Annotated in this window: 11 protein-coding genes and 3 rRNA genes; 6 read left to right on the top strand and 8 right to left on the bottom strand. The window is 47.2% G+C overall.

The annotated features are described in order from the left end of the window. Nucleotides 1–18 precede the first annotated feature (18 nt). Both FXV75_RS01720 and mqo read right to left on the bottom strand, forming a co-directional pair. Nucleotides 19–291, bottom strand: a complete 273-nt coding sequence (locus tag FXV75_RS01720; RefSeq protein ID WP_148830894.1) for a hypothetical protein — start codon at nucleotides 289–291, stop codon at nucleotides 19–21. A 102-nt stretch (nucleotides 292–393) separates the two neighbouring features. Further along, complete coding sequence (mqo, locus tag FXV75_RS01715) at nucleotides 394–1,890, bottom strand: malate dehydrogenase (quinone) (protein ID WP_148830893.1); 1,497 nt, start codon at nucleotides 1,888–1,890, stop codon at nucleotides 394–396. A gap of 398 nt (nucleotides 1,891–2,288) precedes the next feature. Between mqo and FXV75_RS01710 the strand changes: the two genes are divergently transcribed. Then, complete coding sequence (locus FXV75_RS01710) at nucleotides 2,289–2,690, top strand: CBS domain-containing protein (RefSeq protein WP_148830892.1); 402 nt, start codon at nucleotides 2,289–2,291, stop codon at nucleotides 2,688–2,690. A 1-nt stretch (nucleotide 2,691) separates the two neighbouring features. On the opposite strand, the gene hslO is transcribed toward FXV75_RS01710, so the two are convergent. Continuing rightward, nucleotides 2,692–3,567 carry an Hsp33 family molecular chaperone HslO gene (hslO, locus tag FXV75_RS01705; RefSeq protein ID WP_148830891.1) on the bottom strand — a complete coding sequence of 292 codons (876 nt, stop codon included), beginning with the start codon at nucleotides 3,565–3,567 and terminating at the stop codon, nucleotides 2,692–2,694. Nucleotides 3,568–3,823: 256 nt separating this feature from the next. Between hslO and FXV75_RS01700 the strand changes: the two genes are divergently transcribed. The 4 genes from FXV75_RS01700 to trxC all read left to right on the top strand — a co-directional run bounded on the left by FXV75_RS01700 (nucleotide 3,824) and on the right by trxC (nucleotide 9,601). After that, the gene (locus FXV75_RS01700) at nucleotides 3,824–5,749 is read left to right on the top strand and encodes an ABC-F family ATP-binding cassette domain-containing protein (protein ID WP_148830890.1); all 1,926 of its coding nucleotides are present in this window, start codon (nucleotides 3,824–3,826) and stop codon (nucleotides 5,747–5,749) included. A gap of 78 nt (nucleotides 5,750–5,827) precedes the next feature. Then, on the top strand, nucleotides 5,828–6,826 hold the full coding sequence (gene hemB, locus FXV75_RS01695) for a porphobilinogen synthase (protein WP_148830889.1): 999 nt from the start codon (nucleotides 5,828–5,830) through the stop codon (nucleotides 6,824–6,826). Nucleotides 6,827–6,977: 151 nt separating this feature from the next. Then, a complete protein-coding gene (gene ppk1 / locus FXV75_RS01690) occupies nucleotides 6,978–9,194 on the top strand; it encodes a polyphosphate kinase 1 (protein WP_148830888.1) in 2,217 nt (738 codons plus the stop codon). A 17-nt stretch (nucleotides 9,195–9,211) separates the two neighbouring features. Beyond that, on the top strand, nucleotides 9,212–9,601 hold the full coding sequence (gene trxC / locus FXV75_RS01685) for a thioredoxin TrxC (protein WP_148830887.1): 390 nt from the start codon (nucleotides 9,212–9,214) through the stop codon (nucleotides 9,599–9,601). Nucleotides 9,602–9,824: 223 nt separating this feature from the next. Here trxC and rrf read toward each other — a convergent pair. The 4 genes from rrf to FXV75_RS01665 all read right to left on the bottom strand — a co-directional run bounded on the left by rrf (nucleotide 9,825) and on the right by FXV75_RS01665 (nucleotide 16,231). Beyond that, nucleotides 9,825–9,939, bottom strand: a 5S ribosomal RNA gene (gene rrf, locus FXV75_RS01680). A 183-nt stretch (nucleotides 9,940–10,122) separates the two neighbouring features. Next, nucleotides 10,123–13,033 (bottom strand): 23S ribosomal RNA (locus FXV75_RS01675). Between the two features lie 374 nt (nucleotides 13,034–13,407). Continuing rightward, nucleotides 13,408–14,949: ribosomal RNA gene (locus FXV75_RS01670) — 16S ribosomal RNA — on the bottom strand. The 16S, 23S and 5S rRNA genes sit together here, the layout of an rRNA operon. Before the next feature lie 418 nt (nucleotides 14,950–15,367). Then, a complete protein-coding gene (locus FXV75_RS01665) occupies nucleotides 15,368–16,231 on the bottom strand; it encodes an urea carboxylase-associated family protein (RefSeq protein ID WP_148830886.1) in 864 nt (287 codons plus the stop codon). A 106-nt stretch (nucleotides 16,232–16,337) separates the two neighbouring features. Between FXV75_RS01665 and FXV75_RS01660 the strand changes: the two genes are divergently transcribed. Continuing rightward, nucleotides 16,338–17,198, top strand: coding sequence for a LysR family transcriptional regulator (locus tag FXV75_RS01660; protein ID WP_148830885.1), 861 nt, complete (start codon nucleotides 16,338–16,340; stop codon nucleotides 17,196–17,198). Nucleotides 17,199–17,258: 60 nt separating this feature from the next. Here FXV75_RS01660 and purL read toward each other — a convergent pair whose 3' ends face one another. After that, nucleotides 17,259–21,158, bottom strand: a complete 3,900-nt coding sequence (gene purL / locus FXV75_RS01655; RefSeq protein WP_148830884.1) for a phosphoribosylformylglycinamidine synthase — start codon at nucleotides 21,156–21,158, stop codon at nucleotides 17,259–17,261. Nucleotides 21,159–21,209: the final 51 nt, after the last annotated feature.

Below are 21,209 nucleotides of genomic sequence, written 5' to 3'. Positions count from 1 at the left end.
TAAAATATCACATAGTAATCATGCCGCTTGTGTGCAAACGGCTTGCCATAACGCCGTTATATTGAGCTGATCTGTGTCTTCTACTCCTTCCGCGATGAGTGTTTCTTTCAAAACAGCGCCAAAACCTTCATCAAAGGCGGCCTCACCTTCTCCCTCGGTGCTGCTGTAAAGCCCTAGTAGCCCTAGAAGATAAGCGCAATAAAAAAGATGATCACCTTCTTCTGCATTATGTTCCATGTCTCGAAGCGTGTCGCATAGCTGGTCTGCACGCTCAGCAAAAGTCATTGTCATAGTGGGTCTCGCCATTGAATGAGGGGTCTACAAGTTACGATCTAACAATAAAAAAGCCAGGACATAATCCCAGCTTTTTATGATCGATCAAGTTGTTCTAGTTTAAGGCTTTAAATTCAGTGTTTCCAGCGTATGTGCACGAACAGACACCAGTAAGTCCGTATTACTCACTAAAGATTCGCCGTAAGATGGCACCATCACCTTCATTTTTGTTTGCCAATCCGACGTAGTAAAGCGCTCTTTGAAACAACGCTCCATAATGCCTATCATGGTATTGACCGTGGTGGATGCGCCAGGTGAAGCCCCAAGTAGCGCCGCCAGTGAGCCATCTTTGGTGGTAATAGCTTCGGTTCCAAACTCAAGCTTACCACCCAACTTATCATCTTTTTTGATAATTTGAACACGCTGACCCGCGTAAGCAAGCGTCCAATCTTCATCTTTCGCATCGGGAAAAAACTGACGCAATGACTCACAACGATCCTTGTGAGACTGCATAACTTCACTGATCAAGTAACGGGTTAAATCCATGTTGTTCTTACCAACGCTCAACATGGGTTTAATGTTGCTGAATTTGACGCTTTTCGGCAGATCCCAGAAAGAACCTGTTTTCAAGAATTTGGTGGTAAAACCGGCAAACGGGCCAAATAGAATGGCTTTTTTTCCGTCAATAATTCGTGTGTCTAAATGCGGTACTGACATAGGTGGCGCACCAATGGGTGCAGCACCGTACACCTTAGCAAAATGCTGATCAACCAATGCCGGCTTTTCACATACGAGCCATTGACCACTGACAGGGAAACCACCAAAACCCTTGCCCTCTTCTACTTCCGCCTTTTGCAATAAAGGTAAAGCCCCACCACCAGCACCTAAAAAGACAAATTTTGCATTCACCGTGCTGCGCGAACCATTCTGTACAATGTCTACATCCCAACGGCCATCTGAGCGTTTTTTTAATGCCTTAACATCGCAGTTTAAACGTAGTTCAAAATGGTCTAAGCTTTCTAGGTGTTTGGTCATGTTTCGAGCAATCGCACCAAAATTGACATCAGCACCATGTTCTATTCGCGTTGCGGCAACGGGCTGTTGGCTGTCACGATTGTTCATCACAAGCGGCATCCACTCTTTCATTTTTGCAGGGTCTTGTGTAAATTGCATTTCTTTGAACGCGGGGTGAGCACTCATCGCAGCATGACGCGCTTTGAGCATGTTGACGTTTTGTTCGCCCCAGACAAAGCTTTGATGGGGCACGCGATGAATAAACTCTTTGGGCGCAGGCATTAAACCCTGTTCAACCAAATAGGACCAAAACTGAAGGCTGATTTCAAAAGCCGCATTTATGGCCACCGCTTTGTCTATGTTGACCGAACCGTCTTCATTTTCAGAGGTATAATTTAGCTCGCAATACGCTGCATGGCCTGTCCCTGCATTATTCCATCCGTCAGTGCTTTCTTTTGCGATGCTGCCCAAACGCTCAACCATTAACATGGTCATGCTTGGATCTAATTGTTTTAGTAACACGCCCAAGGTAGTGCTCATGGCACCCCCCCCAACGAGTAAAACGTCTACCGATTTTGAGGTCATATGATTTCGCCGTGTCATAGCCAATTGTAAATGTGAGAGTGGAGTAGAAAAGGCTTTTGGCCGATAGTCTTTACCAAGTTAATGCACACCAAGTAAACACTAGGTTATTTTCTTCACCCTCTCCTCAGAACGCCTTTGCTCGTACGCTGAATAATCAGACTTTAAAGGACTCTGAGCAGGTGTCATTTGATTATACGTATTTTATCCATAATGTCTTGAGACCTTAGTATAAGTGCCACCTAGATATGATGTAGTCAACTGCTAACTTATCGCGCATTTTATTGACTTTAGCGACAAGAAAGGCGATGTTATCTACATTAGTAAAGAATAGACACGAAATTATCTGCTATATTAAAATTACAATATTCAATATAAACAGACGAAATCCTCCACTCAACATACTGGGGAGAACGACAATGCAAGCATGCGATATCATGGTAACCAATGTCATTTGTGTGGATGTAGATGAACGCCTACCCGATGTAAGAGAATTGATGGAGACCAATAACTTTCATCATCTTCCTGTTACCGATAAAGATAAACTCGTCGGTATTATTTCTGACAGAGACCTACTTCGGCTCATTAGCCCTTTCATAAACAGCGTATCTGAACAACCTAGAGACTTAGACACGCTAAACCGAGCCGCTCACCAAGCCATGACTCGCCAACCTATTACAGTAAAAGCAGACACCCCAATAGAAGAGATTCTTGCTTGGTTTAAACGCGTGGATATTTCATGCCTACCCGTGATTGATGAAGAAGAGCATGTGATAGGCATCATTTCGTGGCGTGATCTCATTACTCATGCCACGTTTTAGCTTAATGGGTTTTGGCTTGGTCACCTAATAAGCTTTCCAAGTCGCTTTCGGTGAAGACGTATTGTTCGGCACAAAACTGACAATCAACATTAACACTGCCTTGTTCAATCAATAGTTCTCGCAGCTCTTCTGAACCAAGCGACATCACCGCGTCTAGCGTGCGCTGACGCGAACAAGAACAGCCAAATTGCATCGTTTTCGTATCGTATAAGCGTACCGCTTCTTCGTGATATAAACGGTGCAGCAATGCGCTGGTTTCCAAACCTAATAGCTCGTCTTCTTTTACCGTAGACGCTAAATGTGTCAGGCGTTCCCATGCGTCTTCATCGTTTTCTTTTGCTTGTTCCTCTGGCAAACGTTGCAAAAACAAACCGCCACATTGTGCACCATTGGCCGCCAACCAAACTCGGCTAGGAAGCTGCTCAGATTGAGAGAAGTACTGTTCTAAACATTCTGCCAAGGTATCGCCGACCAACTCAACAATACCCTGATAACGCTGACCATTACGCGGTTGAATCGTAATCGCCAAATAGCCTCCCTCTAACGCGTTTTTTAAAGAAATCGTATCCGGTATGGTTTGGCTTTCATCCCACTGCGCGATACCACGCAAATTTTGATGCTCGTCGCACTCCGTCATCAAGGTCGACAAAAAGCCGTAGCCTTTTGCTTGAATCGATAACACCCCGTCAATTTTAATAATGTCTCTCAACAGCGCAATGGCCGCAACGAATTCGCCAAGCAATTTTTCCAGCGCTACAGGGTATTCTTTACGTTTAATAATCTCTTGATATGCCTCGTTTAAAAGAACACGTTCGCCACGAACGTTACTGTTATCAAAAGAAAAACGCTGTATTTCATTTAAGGTTACATTGTTCACGTATCACACCTTGCTCAAGCAAACGCTTGACTAAAAAGTTCATATCAATATATGTCGTTATTTTACCCTTGAGCGGATCAATCATCCACTTTAAAACCGTCAGAAACTGGGGATATCTAATGGGAATATACACGCTGGCTATTTCGTTTCCTCTGGCAGGGCTTTAAAATATTCGGCATTCTGTTTTAAAGAGCGGCGTTTTAGAAAGCGCGGTTCATGACCCATCTCCCTTGTGAGATAAGAGACGCCCAGTTTTATGATCCAATTTTTACAAGTAAGCTTACAGCGCGGCACACAATTCCTACTTGAGGAAACCGACTTGACCATCTTTGAAGGTCAAAAAGTCGGTTTAATTGGCGCCAACGGCGCGGGTAAGTCGTCATTATTTGCCATGATAAAAGGTGAGCTACACGCCGATACCGGCGATGTTATTTTACCTGGTCAGCGGCGCATCGCCTTCATGGCGCAAGAAGTCGAAGAGACCCAGCGCAGCGCATTAGATTATTGTCTTGATGGTGACGATCGCCTCCGAAACATTGAACAACACATTGCAACAGCCCAAGCCAACGGTGACGACAATGCCCACGCAAGCTGGTTAGGCGAATTTGAAAGTGCGCACGGCTATACCGCCCAATCGCGCGGCGAAACACTGCTGCAAGGCCTTGGTTTCAAAATGACCGACATGCAGCGCCCTGTGGCGGATTTTTCTGGTGGTTGGCGCATCCGTTTGAACCTAGCCAAAGCCCTAATGTGCCCGTCCGACGTCTTGCTGCTCGACGAGCCAACCAACCACTTGGACCTTGATGCGGTCATGTGGCTTGAAAACTGGCTTCGTCAATACCCCGGCACCCTCTTGCTGATTTCCCATGACCGAGATTTTCTCGACGGTATTTGCAGCCACATTGTTCACCTTTATCAGAAAAAACTCGTGCTGTACAAAGGCAACTACTCAGACTACGAACGTCAGCGCGCTGAACATCTCGCGCAACAACAAGCTAACTATGAAAAACAGCAAGAGAAACGCGCTCACTTGCAGCAATATGTAGACCGTTTTCGCTTTAAAGCCGATAAAGCCAAGCAGGCACAAAGTCGTCTCAAAATGCTCGAGAAAATGGAAATCATTGGCCCGGCACACATCGACTCACAATTTGAATTTTCTATACCGGTTGCCGAAAAAACTTCACAGTTACTCATCAGCCTATCTCAGGCCGACTTAGGCTACACCTCGGGATCGGGCACTCAAACCGTTCAGCTCGGCCAGGCTAACTTCGCATTACGGGACGGTCAGCGCATTGGTTTGTTAGGACCCAATGGCGCGGGCAAATCCACCCTCATTAAATCCATCGTCGAAGAAATCACCCTATTAGCGGGCGACCGAGTTTGTGGTGAAAACCTAAAAATCGGTTACTTTTCACAGCATCAGTTAAGTGCGCTGGACCTAGAAGCCTCGCCATTACTGCACATTCAGCGTTTGTCACCAAAAGTCCTTGAAAGTGATATTCGCCGTTATTTGGGTGGGTTTGGCTTTATCGGTGACGATGCCTTACGCGCGGTCAAAGGCTTCTCTGGCGGAGAAAAAGCCCGCTTGGCGCTGTCTCTTATTTCCTGGACGAGACCGAATTTATTGGTTCTCGATGAGCCGACCAACCATTTAGACATCGAAATGCGTCAAGCCCTTACCGAAGCGTTGCAAGCGTTTCCGGGGGCCATCTTGCTGGTGTCCCACGATCGTCATTTGCTTAACAGCACCGTTGATGAATTCTATCTGGTGGCCGATCACCAAATTCAAGCCTTCGATGGCGATTTGCCTATGTATCACGCTTGGCTACAAGCAAGACAAGCCAACGCAGCGCAACAGGAAAAAGGCGAACAACTGAGCGATAAAGCCGACAAAGTAGACCGCAAAGAGGAACGTCGAAAAGCCGCTGACCTACGTGAAAAACTACGCCCTTTACATAAAAAAATAGCGCAGTTCGAAAAAGCGGTGCAAACCGCGCAAGAACACCTTGATCGTATTTCTGAAGCAATGGCCGATTCAAGTCTTTACGAGGCAGACCAAAGAAGCAAATTACAAAGTTTACTGAGTGATGAGGCAAAATGGAAAAAAGCACAGGCTGACAGTGAAGAGGCCTGGTTTGACGCCCAAGAAGAGCTTGAAGAAGCCGAAACGCTGTTAGAATGAGGCCAATTGTTAAACACTGTCATATTATGGTAACAATACCAAAGTACATTTAACCTTAGTAAAATAGAGAGCGACTGGATGACATTCCCCTACACTCGTATGCGCCGTATGCGTAAAAATGATTTTTCTCGTCGCCTGATGCGTGAGCATCATTTAACCGTCGATGATTTGATTTACCCCATGTTTATTCTCGAAGGGGAAAGCACACGCGAATCTATTCCCTCTATGCCCAACATTGAACGCCTTTCTATTGACCTACTGTTGCAAGAGGCAAAAGAACTGGTCGAACTTGGCATTCCTACCATTGCATTGTTCCCAGTGATTGCGCTTGATAAAAAGAGCTTGCTCGCAGAAGAAGCCTACAACCCCAACGGCTTGGTTCAACGCGCCGTGCGTGCTTTAAAAAAGGCTTTTCCAGAACTTGGCGTATTAACCGATGTCGCGCTAGACCCTTACACCACACACGGTCAAGACGGCATCATTGATGATGAAGGGTATGTTTTAAATGACATCACCGTTGAGACACTCGTAAAACAAGCATTATCTCACGCACAAGCGGGTGCCGATGTTGTTGCACCTTCCGACATGATGGATGGTCGTATTGGCGAGATTCGTGAAGGACTCGAAGATGAAGGCTTTGTGAATACGTTAATTATGGCGTATGCCGCAAAATTTGCCTCCGCCTATTATGGGCCGTTCCGTGATGCGATTGGCTCTAGTGGCAATCTTGGCAAAGGCAACAAGTTCACTTACCAAATCGACCCTGCCAACTCAAATGAGGCCATTCGCGAAGTCATGCTCGACATCGAAGAAGGCGCTGATATGGTCATGGTCAAACCCGGCATGCCGTATCTCGATATTGTGCGCCGGGTTAAAACCGAACTCGAAGTCCCAACTTTCGCCTATCAAGTAAGTGGTGAATACGCTATGCACATGGCCGCATTTCAAAACGGATGGTTAGACAAAGACAGCGTTATGATGGAATCCTTACTGGCTTTTAAACGCGCAGGGGCGGATGGGATTTTAACGTATTTTGCAAAAGAAGCCGCACGCCTGCTCAAAACACCTAGCTTATAATTTGAATCACATACATTCAAAAAATAAGCACATACAATCGGTGACCCGCAGGCTGCGTTGGTGTAATTTGTTAGCATATGCTTACACAACGTAAGCAAAGAAACAAAATACCCACAATAAACAAAACGGTATTAAGAAATAAGAGAAGCACATGTCTGAGCAGTCTGCGAACGCATTAGAAAAAAAAGAACTAAACACAAACCAGCCAATATTAGATGCTGAGTTAATACTTGAGCCCATTCCAGAGCAACCACAAGATCCTAACAAAGTGGCGATCGAAGAGCGCTTGCCAGAAGCCATTGATTTGGCCGACCCAGAACTCTATTTCAACCGCGAACTCAGCCACTTGCAGTTCAATGCACGGGTTCTCGAGCAAGCAATGGATGAGAATCATCCTATTTTGAACCGTCTTATGTTTTTGTGTATTTTTAGCTCAAACATGGACGAGTTTTTTGAGATTCGTGTCGCCGGTTTAAAAAGCCAACTAGAATACAGCCGTGAAAAAAATGGTCCCGACGGCATGCACCCCAAGAAAGTGCTTAGCCTTATCAGCGAACACGCTCACAAATTAGTCCGTCGCCAATACCGCATTCTTAACGATATTATTTTTCCTAAACTGGAAAACGTAAACGTGAAGTTCATTCGTCGCACCGTTTGGACGGAAAAACAAGCAGCATGGGTAAAACGTTATTTTCGAGATAACGTGCTGCCGATCATCAGCCCTATTGGGCTTGACCCGGCGCACCCATTTCCGCGCCTCGCGAACAAAACCTTTAACTTCGTGGTTGAACTCGAAGGACGTGATGCTTTTGGGCGTGAAAATGGGCTCGCAATTGTACCGGCGCCTAGTTCACTGCCTCGTTTAGTAAAACTGCCTGATGATGTGTGTGAAGGTGGGGATAACCTTGTCTTTTTGTCTTCTATCATCCATGCACACGCTGATCAGTTATTCCCCGGGATGATAGTAAAAGGCTGTTTCCAATTTCGACTAACGCGTAACGCTGATTTAGAAGTGGATTCAGATGACATCGGGGTCGATCTTGCTGGTGCATTACGCACAGAATTACAAAGCCGCCATTACGGCAGCTCAGTTCGCTTAGAAATCGCTGATAACTGCCCACTTCATATTGTTGATTCACTGTTAAAACAATTCGATCTGGAACAACAAGACCTCTATCGCATTGATGGTCCAGTAAATTTAAGTCGACTCATGGCCGTGCTTGAACTCGTCGACCGTCCTGACCTGATGTATCCTCCATTTTCACCAGGGCTACCAAGAAAATTGGCCAGCTCGGGAGGCTTATTCGAAGCCATTCGTCAACGAGATTATCTGTTGATGCACCCTTTTGAAAGCTTCTCGCCTGTGATTGATCTACTCAGCGAAGCCGCAAAAGACCCCAGTGTTGTGGCGATACGTCAAACCCTTTACCGTACAGGAGCACGATCACCCATTGCCAACGCGCTGGTTGAAGCAGCTCGTAATGGCAAAGAAGTTACCGTTGTAATCGAACTACGTGCCCGATTCGACGAAGCAGAAAACCTCGCATTAGCAAGTCGTTTACAAGACGCCGGCGCGATTGTTGTTTACGGTGTCGTGAGACACAAAACTCATGCAAAAATGATCCTTATTGTTCGTCGTGAAGGCGCTGATCTTACGCGGTATGTCCATTTAGGTACGGGAAATTATCATGCTGGCAACGCCCGCCTTTATACCGACTACAGCTTTATGACCTGTGATAAAGAAATTGGTGACGATGTTCACCGCGTTTTCCAGCAACTTACTGGGATGAGCAAAGAGCTAAAAGTTAAAAAACTGCTCCATGCTCCTTTTACACTTCGCGATCGTTTACTGGAAATGATCAACCATGAAGCGGAAAATGCTCAAAATGGTGAACCGTCACGCATCATCATAAAGGTAAACTCTTTGACAGAACAAAGGCTTGTACAAGCATTGTATAGAGCCTCTCAGGCTGGCGTAAAAATAGATCTCATCGTTCGAGGGATATGCACGCTGCGCCCTGGAATAAAAGGCATTTCATCTAATATCAAAGTCCGTAGCATTATTGGTCGTTTCCTAGAGCATACTCGCGTTTACTACTTTTATAATAATCGCAGCCCAAAAGTTTACCTATCAAGTGCTGACGGAATGGACCGGAACTTAAACAACCGTATCGAAGTTGCTTTTCCACTGCAAGACTATAAACAGACTCGTCGAGTCAAAAAAGAACTTGAATACTACCTAACCGATAACACCCAAAGCTGGATACTGCAAAGCGACGGCTCTTATCAGCTGTCTAAGCCACGCAAAGGCGAATACCGCAGCGCACAACGGGTCTTACTCAGTGAACTCGCTGACAACACACGCTAGCCCTAAAAAGATCTACTTTGATTAACGCAATTAAAGTAGGTTTTTTGCTTCACGTAGGCGGAAAATGCAAACATCCGCTCCACACCATAGAGCCGGTTAATTTAACCGAACAAACATTCAGTCAATATACCAACAACAACGACTTACCCATCATTATCGACTTCTGGGCAGAGTGGTGCGGCCCTTGCAAAACAATGGGCCCTATTTTTTCTCGCCTAGCCGCTCGCTCTAAAAAAGCCGTATTTGCAAAAGTGAACACAGAGCAATGTCAAAACATCAGCAGTCGGTTTAACATTCGCAGCATACCCACGCTCATCGTGCTCAAAAACGGCAAAGAGATAAATCGTCTAAGCGGTGCATTGCCAGAAAACCAACTCGAGCAGTGGATAAACCAAAACATCATATAAACGACAAACAACCCGACTCATTCATAGTCTTGATTTCTACTTACCTTGCCCTTGCTCATAAACGGTGGGAGACAGGCGCAGAGCAAGACGCTGTGCACATGCATTACCCTTTGTATTCTGAGTTTTGAGTTTTGAGTGGTCAGCATCAAGCCGTCATGACTAAATCGCAGGCATAAAAAAACCCCACACAACGCTGGCTGTATGGGGCTTCTTTGTGTTTAAAGCTTGACGACGACCTACTCTCACATGGGATCTCCCACACTACCATCGGCGATGGCGCTTTTCACTTCTGAGTTCGGGATGGGATCAGGTGGTTCAACGCCTCTATGATCGTCAAGCAATTCTGTTTGCGTTTTCACGCGAATAGGATGCTTGATCTTCAACAATTCTTGTTTTGAAATAACGTAATCAAGGTTAAACCGATGTTCATCATGGTTGATGCTTTATCGCAATTCTATGTGTCTCATTCTGATGATTTGAGTTTTTTTTCTCTTCTCATCTAAAAACCACTTTGGTGTTATATGGTCAAGCCTCACGAGCAATTAGTATTGGTTAGCTCAATGCCTCACAGCACTTACACACCCAACCTATCAACGTCCTAGTCTCGAACGGCTCTTTAGGGGACTTATGTCCCAGTGAGATCTTATCTTAAGGGAGGCTTCCCGCTTAGATGCTTTCAGCGGTTATCCCGTCCGAACATAGCTACCCGGCAATGCCACTGGCGTGACAACCGGAACACCAGAGGTTCGTCCACTCCGGTCCTCTCGTACTAGGAGCAGCTCCTCTCAAATCTCAAACGTCCACGGCAGATAGGGACCGAACTGTCTCACGACGTTCTAAACCCAGCTCGCGTACCACTTTAAATGGCGAACAGCCATACCCTTGGGACCGGCTTCAGCCCCAGGATGTGATGAGCCGACATCGAGGTGCCAAACACCGCCGTCGATGTGAACTCTTGGGCGGTATCAGCCTGTTATCCCCGGAGTACCTTTTATCCGTTGAGCGATGGCCCTTCCATACAGAACCACCGGATCACTAAGACCTACTTTCGTACCTGCTCGACGTGTCTGTCTCGCAGTTAAGCGTGCTTTTGCCTTTACACTCTATGCATGATTTCCGACCATGCTGAGCACACCTTCGTGCTCCTCCGTTACTCTTTGGGAGGAGACCGCCCCAGTCAAACTACCCACCACACAGTGTCCTCGATCCCGATAAGGGACCTGAGTTAGAACCTCAAACATACCAGGGTGGTATTTCAAGAGTGGCTCCACGGTAACTGGCGTCACCGCTTCAAAGCCTCCCACCTATCCTACACAAGTAGGTTCAAAGTTCACTGTGAAGCTATAGTAAAGGTTCACGGGGTCTTTCCGTCTAGCCGCGGATACACAGCATCTTCACTGCGATTTCAATTTCACTGAGTCTCGGGTGGAGACAGTGTGGCCATCGTTACGCCATTCGTGCAGGTCGGAACTTACCCGACAAGGAATTTCGCTACCTTAGGACCGTTATAGTTACGGCCGCCGTTTACTTGGGCTTCGATCAAGAGCTTCGCTTGCGCTAACCCCATCAATTAACCTTCAAGCACCGGGCAGGCGTCACACCCTATACGTCCACTTTCGTGTTTGCAGAGTGCTGTGTTTTTAATAAACAGTCGCAGCCACCTGGTATCTTCGACCGATCAATGCTTACGGAGCAAGTCCTTCACACTAACCGGCGTACCTTCTCCCGAAGTTACGGTACCATTTTGCCTAGTTCCTTCACCCGAGTTCTCTCAAGCGCCTTGGTATTCTCTACCTGACCACCTGTGTCGGTTTGGGGTACGGTTCCTGCATATCTGAAGCTTAGAAGTTTTTCCTGGAAGCATGGCATCAACCACTTCACCCAAAAGAGGGCTCGTCGTCAGTTCTCGGTCTTCCCACTAAAGGGGGGTGCCCGGATTTGCCTAAGCACCCAACCTACCGCCTTAAACACAGACAACCATCGCTGTGCTGGCCTAGCCTTCTCCGTCTCTCCATCGCAATATGCACGAGTACAGGAATATTAACCTGTTTCCCATCGACTACGCATTTCTGCCTCGCCTTAGGGGCCGACTCACCCTGCCCTGATTAACATGGGACAGGAAACCTTGGTCTTCCGGCGGGGGAGTTTTTCACTCCCCTTATCGTTACTCATGTCAACATTCGCACTTCTGATACCTCCAGCCTGCCTTACAGCTTGACCTTCAACGGCTTACAGAACGCTCCTCTACCATGCCCATTACTGTAAACAGCAATTAAGCATCCGTAGCTTCGGTGTACAGTTTTAGCCCCGTTATATCTTCCGCGCAGGCCGACTCGACTAGTGAGCTATTACGCTTTCTTTAAAGGATGGCTGCTTCTAAGCCAACCTCCTAGCTGTCTAAGCCTTCCCACATCGTTTCCCACTTAACTGTAACTTTGGGACCTTAGCTGACGGTCTGGGTTGTTTCCCTTTCCACAACGGACGTTAGCACCCGCTGTGTGTCTCCCGTAATTGCACTCATTGGTATTCGGAGTTTGCATGGGGTTGGTAAGTCGGGATGACCCCCTAGCCCAAACAGTGCTCTACCCCCAATGGTGAGATACGAGGCGCTACCTAAATAGCTTTCGAGGAGAACCAGCTATCTCCGAGCTTGATTAGCCTTTCACTCCTATCCACAAGTCATCCCCAGCCTTTTCAACGGATGTGGGTTCGGTCCTCCAGTTAGTGTTACCCAACCTTCAACCTGCTCATGGATAGATCGCCCGGTTTCGGGTCTATTCCCAGCAACTAAACGCCCTATTAAGACTCGGTTTCCCTACGGCTCCACTACATGCTTAACCTTGCTACTGAAAATAAGTCGTTGACCCATTATACAAAAGGTACGCAGTCACGGAACAAGTCCGCTCCCACTGCTTGTACGTACACGGTTTCAGGATCTATTTCACTCCCCTCACAGGGGTTCTTTTCGCCTTTCCCTCACGGTACTGGTTCACTATCGGTCAGTCAGGAGTATTTAGCCTTGGAGGATGGTCCCCCCATATTCAGACAGGATAACACGTGTCCCGTCCTACTCGTTTTCATGATTAAGGTGTTTTCGTATACGGGGCTATCACCCTCTACGGCGACTCTTTCCAGAGCCTTCTACTAACACCAAAACCACTTAAGGGCTAATCCCCTTTCGCTCGCCGCTACTTAGGGAATCTCGGTTGATTTCTTTTCCTCCGGGTACTTAGATGTTTCAGTTCCCCGGGTTCGCCTCCACACAGCTATGTATTCACTGTGGGATACTCTACAAGTAGAGTGGGTTTCCCCATTCGGACATCTTGGGATCACAGTCTGTTTATCGACTCCCCCAAGCTTTTCGCAGATTACCACGTCCTTCATCGCCTCTGACTGCCAAGGCATCCACCGTGCACGCTTGGTCACTTGACCATATAACCCAAAATAGTTTTCATAAAATCAAACAAGGTTTGTTCTTATGTATTTTAGAATCACATACCAAAGGGCTTTTGTACCCCTCTGGATTTACGATAATAGAAGTCACTAGGTTAAAGTGAGCTTCCACCGGTTTAACGCTTGATTTATCGTTATTTCAAAATTCGAATTGTTAAAGAGCAAGTTTAGTGCAAAGCACTAAGTCAGAGACTAAAAATCACCCAACACCGAAGGCGTAAGATGACGTAGTGTCTTGCTTAGGACTCTATCCTAATCTTTAAATAGATATCATACAGGCTGATGAATAAGACCATTCATCAAGAGTATCATCAGATAATTTGTGTGAACGCTCACCAGAGGTTTCTATCGTTTAAGGAGGTGATCCAGCCCCAGGTTCCCCTAGGGCTACCTTGTTACGACTTCACCCCAGTCATTGACCACTCCGTGGTAACCGCCATCCCCGAAGGGTTAAGCTAGCTACTTCTGGAGCAATCAACTCCCATGGTGTGACGGGCGGTGTGTACAAGGCCCGGGAACGTATTCACCGTGGCATTCTGATCCACGATTACTAGCGATTCCGACTTCATGGAGTCGAGTTGCAGACTCCAATCCGGACTACGACGTACTTTCTGGGATTCGCTCACTATCGCTAGCTCGCCGCCCTCTGTATACGCCATTGTAGCACGTGTGTAGCCCTACTCGTAAGGGCCATGATGACTTGACGTCGTCCCCACCTTCCTCCGGTTTGTCACCGGCAGTCTCCTTAAAGTTCCCACCCGAAGTGCTGGCAAATAAGGATAAGGGTTGCGCTCGTTACGGGACTTAACCCAACATTTCACAACACGAGCTGACGACAGCCATGCAGCACCTGTCTCACAGTTCCCGAAGGCACACCAAAATCTCTTTCGGCTTCTGTGGATGTCAAGAGTAGGTAAGGTTCTTCGCGTTGCGTCGAATTAAACCACATGCTCCACCGCTTGTGCGGGCCCCCGTCAATTCATTTGAGTTTTAACCTTGCGGCCGTACTCCCCAGGCGGTCTACTTATTGCGTTAGCTGCGCCACTAAGTCATTACAACCCAACGGCTAGTAGACATCGTTTACGGCGTGGACTACCAGGGTATCTAATCCTGTTTGCTCCCCACGCTTTCGCACCTCAGTGTCAGTATTAGTCCAGGGTGTCGCCTTCGCCACTGATGTTCCTTCCTATATCTACGCATTTCACCGCTACACAGGAAATTCCACACCCCTCTACCATACTCTAGCTAGCCAGTATCCGGTGCCATTCCAAGGTTGAGCCCTGGGATTTCACATCAGACTTAACAAACCACCTACGCGCGCTTTACGCCCAGTAATTCCGATTAACGCTTGCACCCTCTGTATTACCGCGGCTGCTGGCACAGAGTTAGCCGGTGCTTCTTCTGGGGCTAACGTCAAGATAAGTCGATATTAGCGACTCACCCTTCCTCACCCCTGAAAGTGCTTTACAACCCTAAGGCCTTCTTCACACACGCGGCATGGCTGGATCAGGCTTGCGCCCATTGTCCAATATTCCCCACTGCTGCCTCCCGTAGGAGTCTGGGCCGTGTCTCAGTCCCAGTGTGACTGGTCATCCTCTCAGACCAGTTAGAGATCGTCGCCTTGGTAGGCCTTTACCCTACCAACTAGCTAATCTCACGCAGGCTCATCTAATAGCGGAAGGTCACAAGTGATCCCCTCCTTTCCCCCTCAGGGCGTATGCGGTATTAGCATGCGTTTCCACATGTTGTCCCCCTCTACTAGGCAGATTCCTACGCGTTACTCACCCGTCCGCCGCTCGACGCCTGGTAGCAAGCTACCTTCGTTTCCGCTCGACTTGCATGTGTTAAGCCTGCCGCCAGCGTTCAATCTGAGCCATGATCAAACTCTTCAGTTAAAAGTTTGCTCACTCAAATCTTTACACTAACAATTTAACTTAATCAGTCCATCATCCTAAGACAACAAACCAACATAAAGCGATTGCTTGTAGACTCTCGTAAGACTTCAATTTTTTTGATCGCTCACAACCACTTAGTAAACTAAGCAACCATGTCAATCTTCTGAAGCCTCCAGCGAGCGCCCACACAAATTATCTGATTATCTATTTTAAAGAGCGTTGCCGTTACACTTAAGCCACTTCATTTCTCTGTGAGAGTGAAGCCCTGTCCGTGTCAGCGAGGGCATATATTAAGGATCTACAGATTTTGTGCAACCCTTTTTCGAATAATTTTTCAAAATAATAGAAAAACCATCATATCTGATCAAATTTCAAACAAATCAATGTCGTTTTGCTCATTTAACAAACAAAACGAGGCTCACAAGCCTCGTTTGGCGCTCTCCCAATCTGTTGCAGGCGACTGTAAACCATGGCGCCCTTTATAGTCAGGACTTTTTGGCGATTGCCATTGCACCAAAGCAGCAGACTCTAATTTGTAGATATCCACCTCAAGCGGATGACAGGTAGAAAGAGGATCCACCCCATCCCGACCAAGAAAATCGACCGACAAGTCCCCCCCAGGACAACAAGACATCGCGCATAACAAATCGATCTCCGCAAAAAATTCGAGATAATCACCTTTTTGAGCAGGGCATGGCTTCATAAAGTACTGATCGTCATTATTTAGACCGGTACACTGAAAAACATTCAAAACGTCATGCACATCAAACTCCGTTAAACCATGAGGAAGAACGGCTCTAACCAAGTTTGAATGACAATGGAAGTCAAAATCTTCCCCTGTAAGTAGGTAATTAATATATGGATCACAACGAGTACCTAATAAATCATGTACTCGTCCGCCGTCTTCATCCTTTCCATAATCTTCCAAAGTATCTTCAATAATGGTGGCCATAGGGCGCAAGAAAGGCAATGTCGACCATAATCTGTCATAGGTACTCACATGGGCACGCTGCAATTGACGAGTGCGCGACGCCCACATTCTTTCTCTTGGGTCATGCAAGTTCCACATATTGAAATCCCCTACTTGCGGCCCTTCCGAAACACGGATACGAAACACATGCCCTGCGGGTACCTTCCACGCCAACCCTGAACGCATAGGAACCTTAACCGTTTCAACTAAAGTACGTTTGGCACCACCTTCTTTTAACGAATCATAAAATACTTTATTGACAGCAAGTGCTGACCCCTCACCCGACCTGTACGCCGCTTCTATATTGGCCATATTTCTCTCCAGATTGTATTTCCGTTTGACTTAGAGTAAAAAAAGCAAACACTGAAAAAAATAGACTTTTATATTCAATACATGACAAAAATTTAAGAGTGACGTTATGAGTCTTCCCTACACTGCATTACACACCTTTCACCTCGCCGTCCGGTTTGGCAATCTAAAGCAAACCGCAGACCATTTAAACTTAACCGAATCCGCAGTTAGCCATCAAATAAAACGTCTAGAAGCGCAATTGGGCTACGCTCTTTTTTATAAATCAGGCAGACAACTTAAAACCACACCAGAGGGAACCCATCTTGCACAGGAGCTAGCCCACCCGTTTGATCATATTGACCAAACGCTTTCAAACACTAAAAGGCAAGCACACAACACCATTACCATTTATTGTCTACCTTCTTTAATAGAGCTCTGGTTACTCCCCAAATTACTGACGTTCAAGCAACACTATCCAGAATACAATTTGATTATTCGCTATCACTCCTCTTCCCCAGACTATTTAGATGAGCATTGCCTAAGAATCGGCAGCCATGAAAAAGAGAGCCATTCACCTTATCTCACACACACTCTCTTTTCGGCCGAAACCATCCCTGTCTGCAGCCCCATTTATTTAAGCCAACACGCAGAACTGTCCGATGAACGCCTCTTACGAAAAGCCGACCTATTACACGACCATTCAGAAACAAGTTGGTTCGACTGGTTTTTAAAGCAAGGCCTCAGCGCACCACCTTCCTCAAAAGTCTTATATGAAGACTTTCATTTGTTAAAAATGGCCACTCTTGCCGCACAAGGCGTTGCACTTTGCCCAGAAATATTGATTCAACAAGACCTAAAAAGCGGCGCACTCATCGCACTATCCTCGCAAAAAGGCAACATAGGTCGCTACTATGCAATAGAGCAAAACCGTTACGCCCATTCCAATGTTCGCTTGTTGATCGACCATCTTGGTCTTGATCAAGCATAAAAAAAGCCCCCTAACTTACGTTAGAGGGCTTTCATCAAAAAGAGGCATTAATCTAATCGATTAACCTAACCACTTCCTTGCATTTTGAAACAATCGCAACCAAGGCGCTTGCTCTTGCCATTCGCTCGGGTGCCAGCTGTGTTGAACCGTACGATAAACACGCTCTGGGTGAGGCATCATAATAGTCACTCGACCATCTTCTGATGTTAACCCCGTCACGCCGCTTGCAGAACCATTCGGATTAAATGGATAACGCTCCGTTGCTTGTCCGTAGTTATCAACATAGCGCAATGCGATTTGGTTCGCTGCCGCGAGCGCCGCCATGTCTTGGTCATCACGGTATTCCGTCTGACCTTCACCATGAGCAACCGCAATCGGCATACGCGAGCCTTCCATTCCAGCCAGTAAGATCGAGTTCGACTTCTGAACTTCTACTTGTACAAGGCGAGCTTCAAACTGAGCCGATTGGTTACGAACAAATTTCGGCCAATGACCCGCCCCCGGAATAAGCTCGTGTAAGTTAGACAACATCTGACAACCGTTACACACACCAAGGGTGAATGTATCAGGACGATTGAAAAAAGCTTCGAACTGCTCGCGGGCTACTGGATTGAACAGGATAGATTTCGCCCAACCTTCACCGGCACCCAATACATCACCGTAGGAGAATCCCCCACAAGCCACTAGACCGCTAAAGCCGTCCAACGTAACACGCCCTGATAAAATGTCGCTCATGTGTACATCAACAGGCGTAAAGCCCGCTTTATGAAACGCCGCCGCCATTTCCACTTGACCATTCACACCCTGTTCACGCAATACAGCGATCTTAGGTTTCACGCCAGAAGCAATAAAGGCAGCCACTATGTCTTCGTTTTGGTCGAAACTTACTTGTGCTGCAAGCCCTGGGTCTTTTGCATCTAACAAGTTATCAAACTCTTGCTGCGCAGACTCTGGATTATCACGCAATGCTTGTATACGGTAACTGGTTTCAGACCAAACACGCTGCCAGTTAATTCGGGGCTCTTCCAGAAGAATTTCACCGGCAAAACGCACACGAATGCTGTCATCACCGGATAGAGTCGCAATTGATGCAACCTTAACGCTCACTTTTTCGTAAGCCGCAATAATGTCCGCCACATCACTATTGTTCACCTGAATCACCGCACCCAGCTCTTCACTGAACAGAGCAGGAGCGACCTGTGCACGACCAGAAGCAACCGCATCTAAATCAATATTCAAACCCAAATGGCTGGCGAAAGACATTTCTGTCAAGGTCGCAAACACACCACCATCAGAGCGGTCATGATAGGCTAGCAATTTACCGGCAGCATTTAAGGCTTGAGTGGTATCAAAGAACCCTGCCAACGCCGCAGCGTCGTCTACATCCGGTGCGGTTTGACCCAGTTTATTGTAAACCTGAGCAATAACAGAGCCGCCTAAGCGATTCTGACCTGCACCCAAGTCGATAAGCAACAAACTCGTATCCGCTTTGTTTTGTAACTCAGGCGTCAATGTTTTACGTGCATCCGCCACAGGAGCAAACGCCGTAATCACCAAAGACAAAGGAGAGGTTACGGCTTTTTCTTCGCCACCTTCTTTCCACACTGTCTTCATCGACATGGAATCTTTGCCCACTGGAATCGCAATATCCAATGCTGGACACAACTCCATCCCCACCGCTTTTACGGTTTGATACAGTTTTTCGTCTTCGCCTTCATGACCCGCTGCAGCCATCCAGTTAGCGGACAACTTAATGTGCTTACGCTTAGTAATTTGCGCTGCGGCTAAATTAGTCAGAGCTTCACCGACTGCCATACGACCGGAAGCTGGAGCGTCCAATAAGGCGATTGGTGTACGCTCGCCCATGGTCATGGCTTCACCGGCATAGCTGTCTAATGACGAGGTGGTAACCGCCACATCCGCCACAGGTACTTGCCAAGGACCGACCATTTGATCACGAGCGACCATACCCGTAATTGAGCGATCACCAATGGTGATCAAAAAGTTTTTGCTCGCTACGGTTGGCAAACTTAACACACGGTTCGCCGCCTCGGCCAAATCGACATCAACCGCCGTAAAGTCATCCCCTGCAATCACTGCTTTGGTCGCTTCACGGTGCATTTTCGGCGCTTTCCCGAAAAGAACTGACATAGGTAGATCTACAGGTTTATTACCAAAATGCGGATCAGCCACTTCTAAATGAAGCGCTTCTTTGGCATCACCCACAATCGCAAACGGGCAACGCTCACGCTCACAAATGGCGGTAAATTCTTCAATGCGCTCGGGCGATACCGCCATCACGTAACGTTCTTGGGATTCGTTACACCAAATTTCTAATGGCGACATGCCGGGTTCGTCGTTCAGCACTTTGCGCAAATCAAAGTTACCGCCACGCTCACCGTCTTTTACCAATTCTGGCAAAGCATTGGACAAACCGCCCGCGCCCACATCGTGAATAAAGCTGATTGGGTTATTGTCACCAAGCTGCCAGCAGCGATCGATCACTTCCTGACAACGACGCTCCATTTCTGGATTGCCGCGCTGTACAGAGGCAAAGTCTAGATCTTCGTTACCGTCTGCCGACGCCATAGAAGACGCCGCGCCGCCACCCAAACCGATCAACATGGCTGGGCCACCCAACACGATCAGCTTAGCGCCAACTTTGATTTCTTTTTTCTCAACGTGTTCACGACGAATATTGCCCAAACCACCCGCCAACATAATGGGCTTGTGGTAACCACGGACTTCTTCTTTTGTCGCGCCCTGAATTTTTTGTTCGTACGTACGGAAATATCCCAATAAGTTCGGGCGACCAAATTCGTTGTTAAATGCTGCACCCCCAATAGGACCTTCGATCATGATGTCCAACGGGGTGACAATGCGAGACGGCTTGCCGTAGTAGCTTTCCCACGGCTGCTCAAAACCTGGGATCTTAAGATCAGACACCGTGTAACCACTCAGACCCGCTTTGGGTTTTGAACCAATACCCGTTGCGCCTTCGTCACGAATTTCACCGCCTGAGCCTGTCGCCGCGCCAGAAAATGGCGAAATAGCGGTCGGGTGGTTGTGTGTTTCCACTTTCATCAAGATGTCGATATTTTCTTGGCTGAAATCGTATTCACAGGTTCCAGGGGCTGGGAAAAAGCGCCCTGCAACACTGCCTTCCATCACCGCCGCGTTGTCTTTGTACGCCGACAAGGTACCATCTGGGTTGTGTTCATGGGTGTTCTTGATCATTTTGAACAAAGAGCGTTCTTGCTCTTCGCCATCAATAGTCCAAGACGCATTAAAGATTTTATGACGACAATGCTCAGAGTTGGCTTGCGCAAACATCATCAGCTCGATGTCAATGGGGTTACGCCCCAACTCGATGAAAGACTCAACCAAATAGTCGATTTCATCTTCAGCCAGCGCAAGTCCTAGCGTTTGGTTTGCCTCAACTAAGGCCGCTCGGCCACCGCCTAATACATCGACTGATGTCATCGGTGCAGGCTCAGCGTGTGAAAACATGTCAGACGCGTCGCTCAATGCCGGAAGCACGCTTTCTGTCATGCGGTCATGCAACATCTCAGACAAAATATCTAATTCTTCAAGGCTCAACGACGCAGAACTGTGGATAAAATATTCCACGCCACGCTCCACTCGAGACACTGGCGCAAGGCCACAGTTATGAAGAATATCGGTTGCTTTCGAAGACCAAGGCGAGATCGTTCCTAAACGCGGAACCACCAGCACACTTTGATCCGATGAACTGACTTGGGAGGATTTAGGACCATAGGCCAGCACACGTTGAAGAACAGAATCCTGTTCGGCGGTGAGCATTTGATCATCAGCCAGCTCCACAAAATGGAGAAATTGCGCATCTACGTCCGTCACAGACGCAACCGATGCGGTCATATTGGCTAATAATTTTGCCTTGCGAAACGCAGAAAGCGCCGCGGAACCATGCAGAGTTAGCATGTTGAGTATTGCCTCACTTGGTAGTTTTGGGGAAATGGTGGGGTATTTTAA

Source organism: Marinomonas sp. IMCC 4694, assembly GCF_008122525.1.
Classification (GTDB): domain Bacteria; phylum Pseudomonadota; class Gammaproteobacteria; order Pseudomonadales; family Marinomonadaceae; genus Marinomonas.
This window is presented reverse-complemented; position numbering and strand designations above follow the sequence as displayed.

Coding starts and splice junctions, on each gene's coding strand:
- FXV75_RS01720 (WP_148830894.1), bottom strand. CDS start 291: ATGACAATGACTTTTGCTGAGCGTGCAGACCAGCTATGCGACACGCTT.
- mqo (WP_148830893.1), bottom strand. CDS start 1,890: ATGACACGGCGAAATCATATGACCTCAAAATCGGTAGACGTTTTACTC.
- FXV75_RS01710 (WP_148830892.1), top strand. CDS start 2,289: ATGCAAGCATGCGATATCATGGTAACCAATGTCATTTGTGTGGATGTA.
- FXV75_RS01700 (WP_148830890.1), top strand. CDS start 3,824: ATGATCCAATTTTTACAAGTAAGCTTACAGCGCGGCACACAATTCCTA.
- hemB (WP_148830889.1), top strand. CDS start 5,828: ATGACATTCCCCTACACTCGTATGCGCCGTATGCGTAAAAATGATTTT.
- ppk1 (WP_148830888.1), top strand. CDS start 6,978: ATGTCTGAGCAGTCTGCGAACGCATTAGAAAAAAAAGAACTAAACACA.
- FXV75_RS01665 (WP_148830886.1), bottom strand. CDS start 16,231: ATGGCCAATATAGAAGCGGCGTACAGGTCGGGTGAGGGGTCAGCACTT.
- FXV75_RS01660 (WP_148830885.1), top strand. CDS start 16,338: ATGAGTCTTCCCTACACTGCATTACACACCTTTCACCTCGCCGTCCGG.
- purL (WP_148830884.1), bottom strand. CDS start 21,158: ATGCTAACTCTGCATGGTTCCGCGGCGCTTTCTGCGTTTCGCAAGGCA.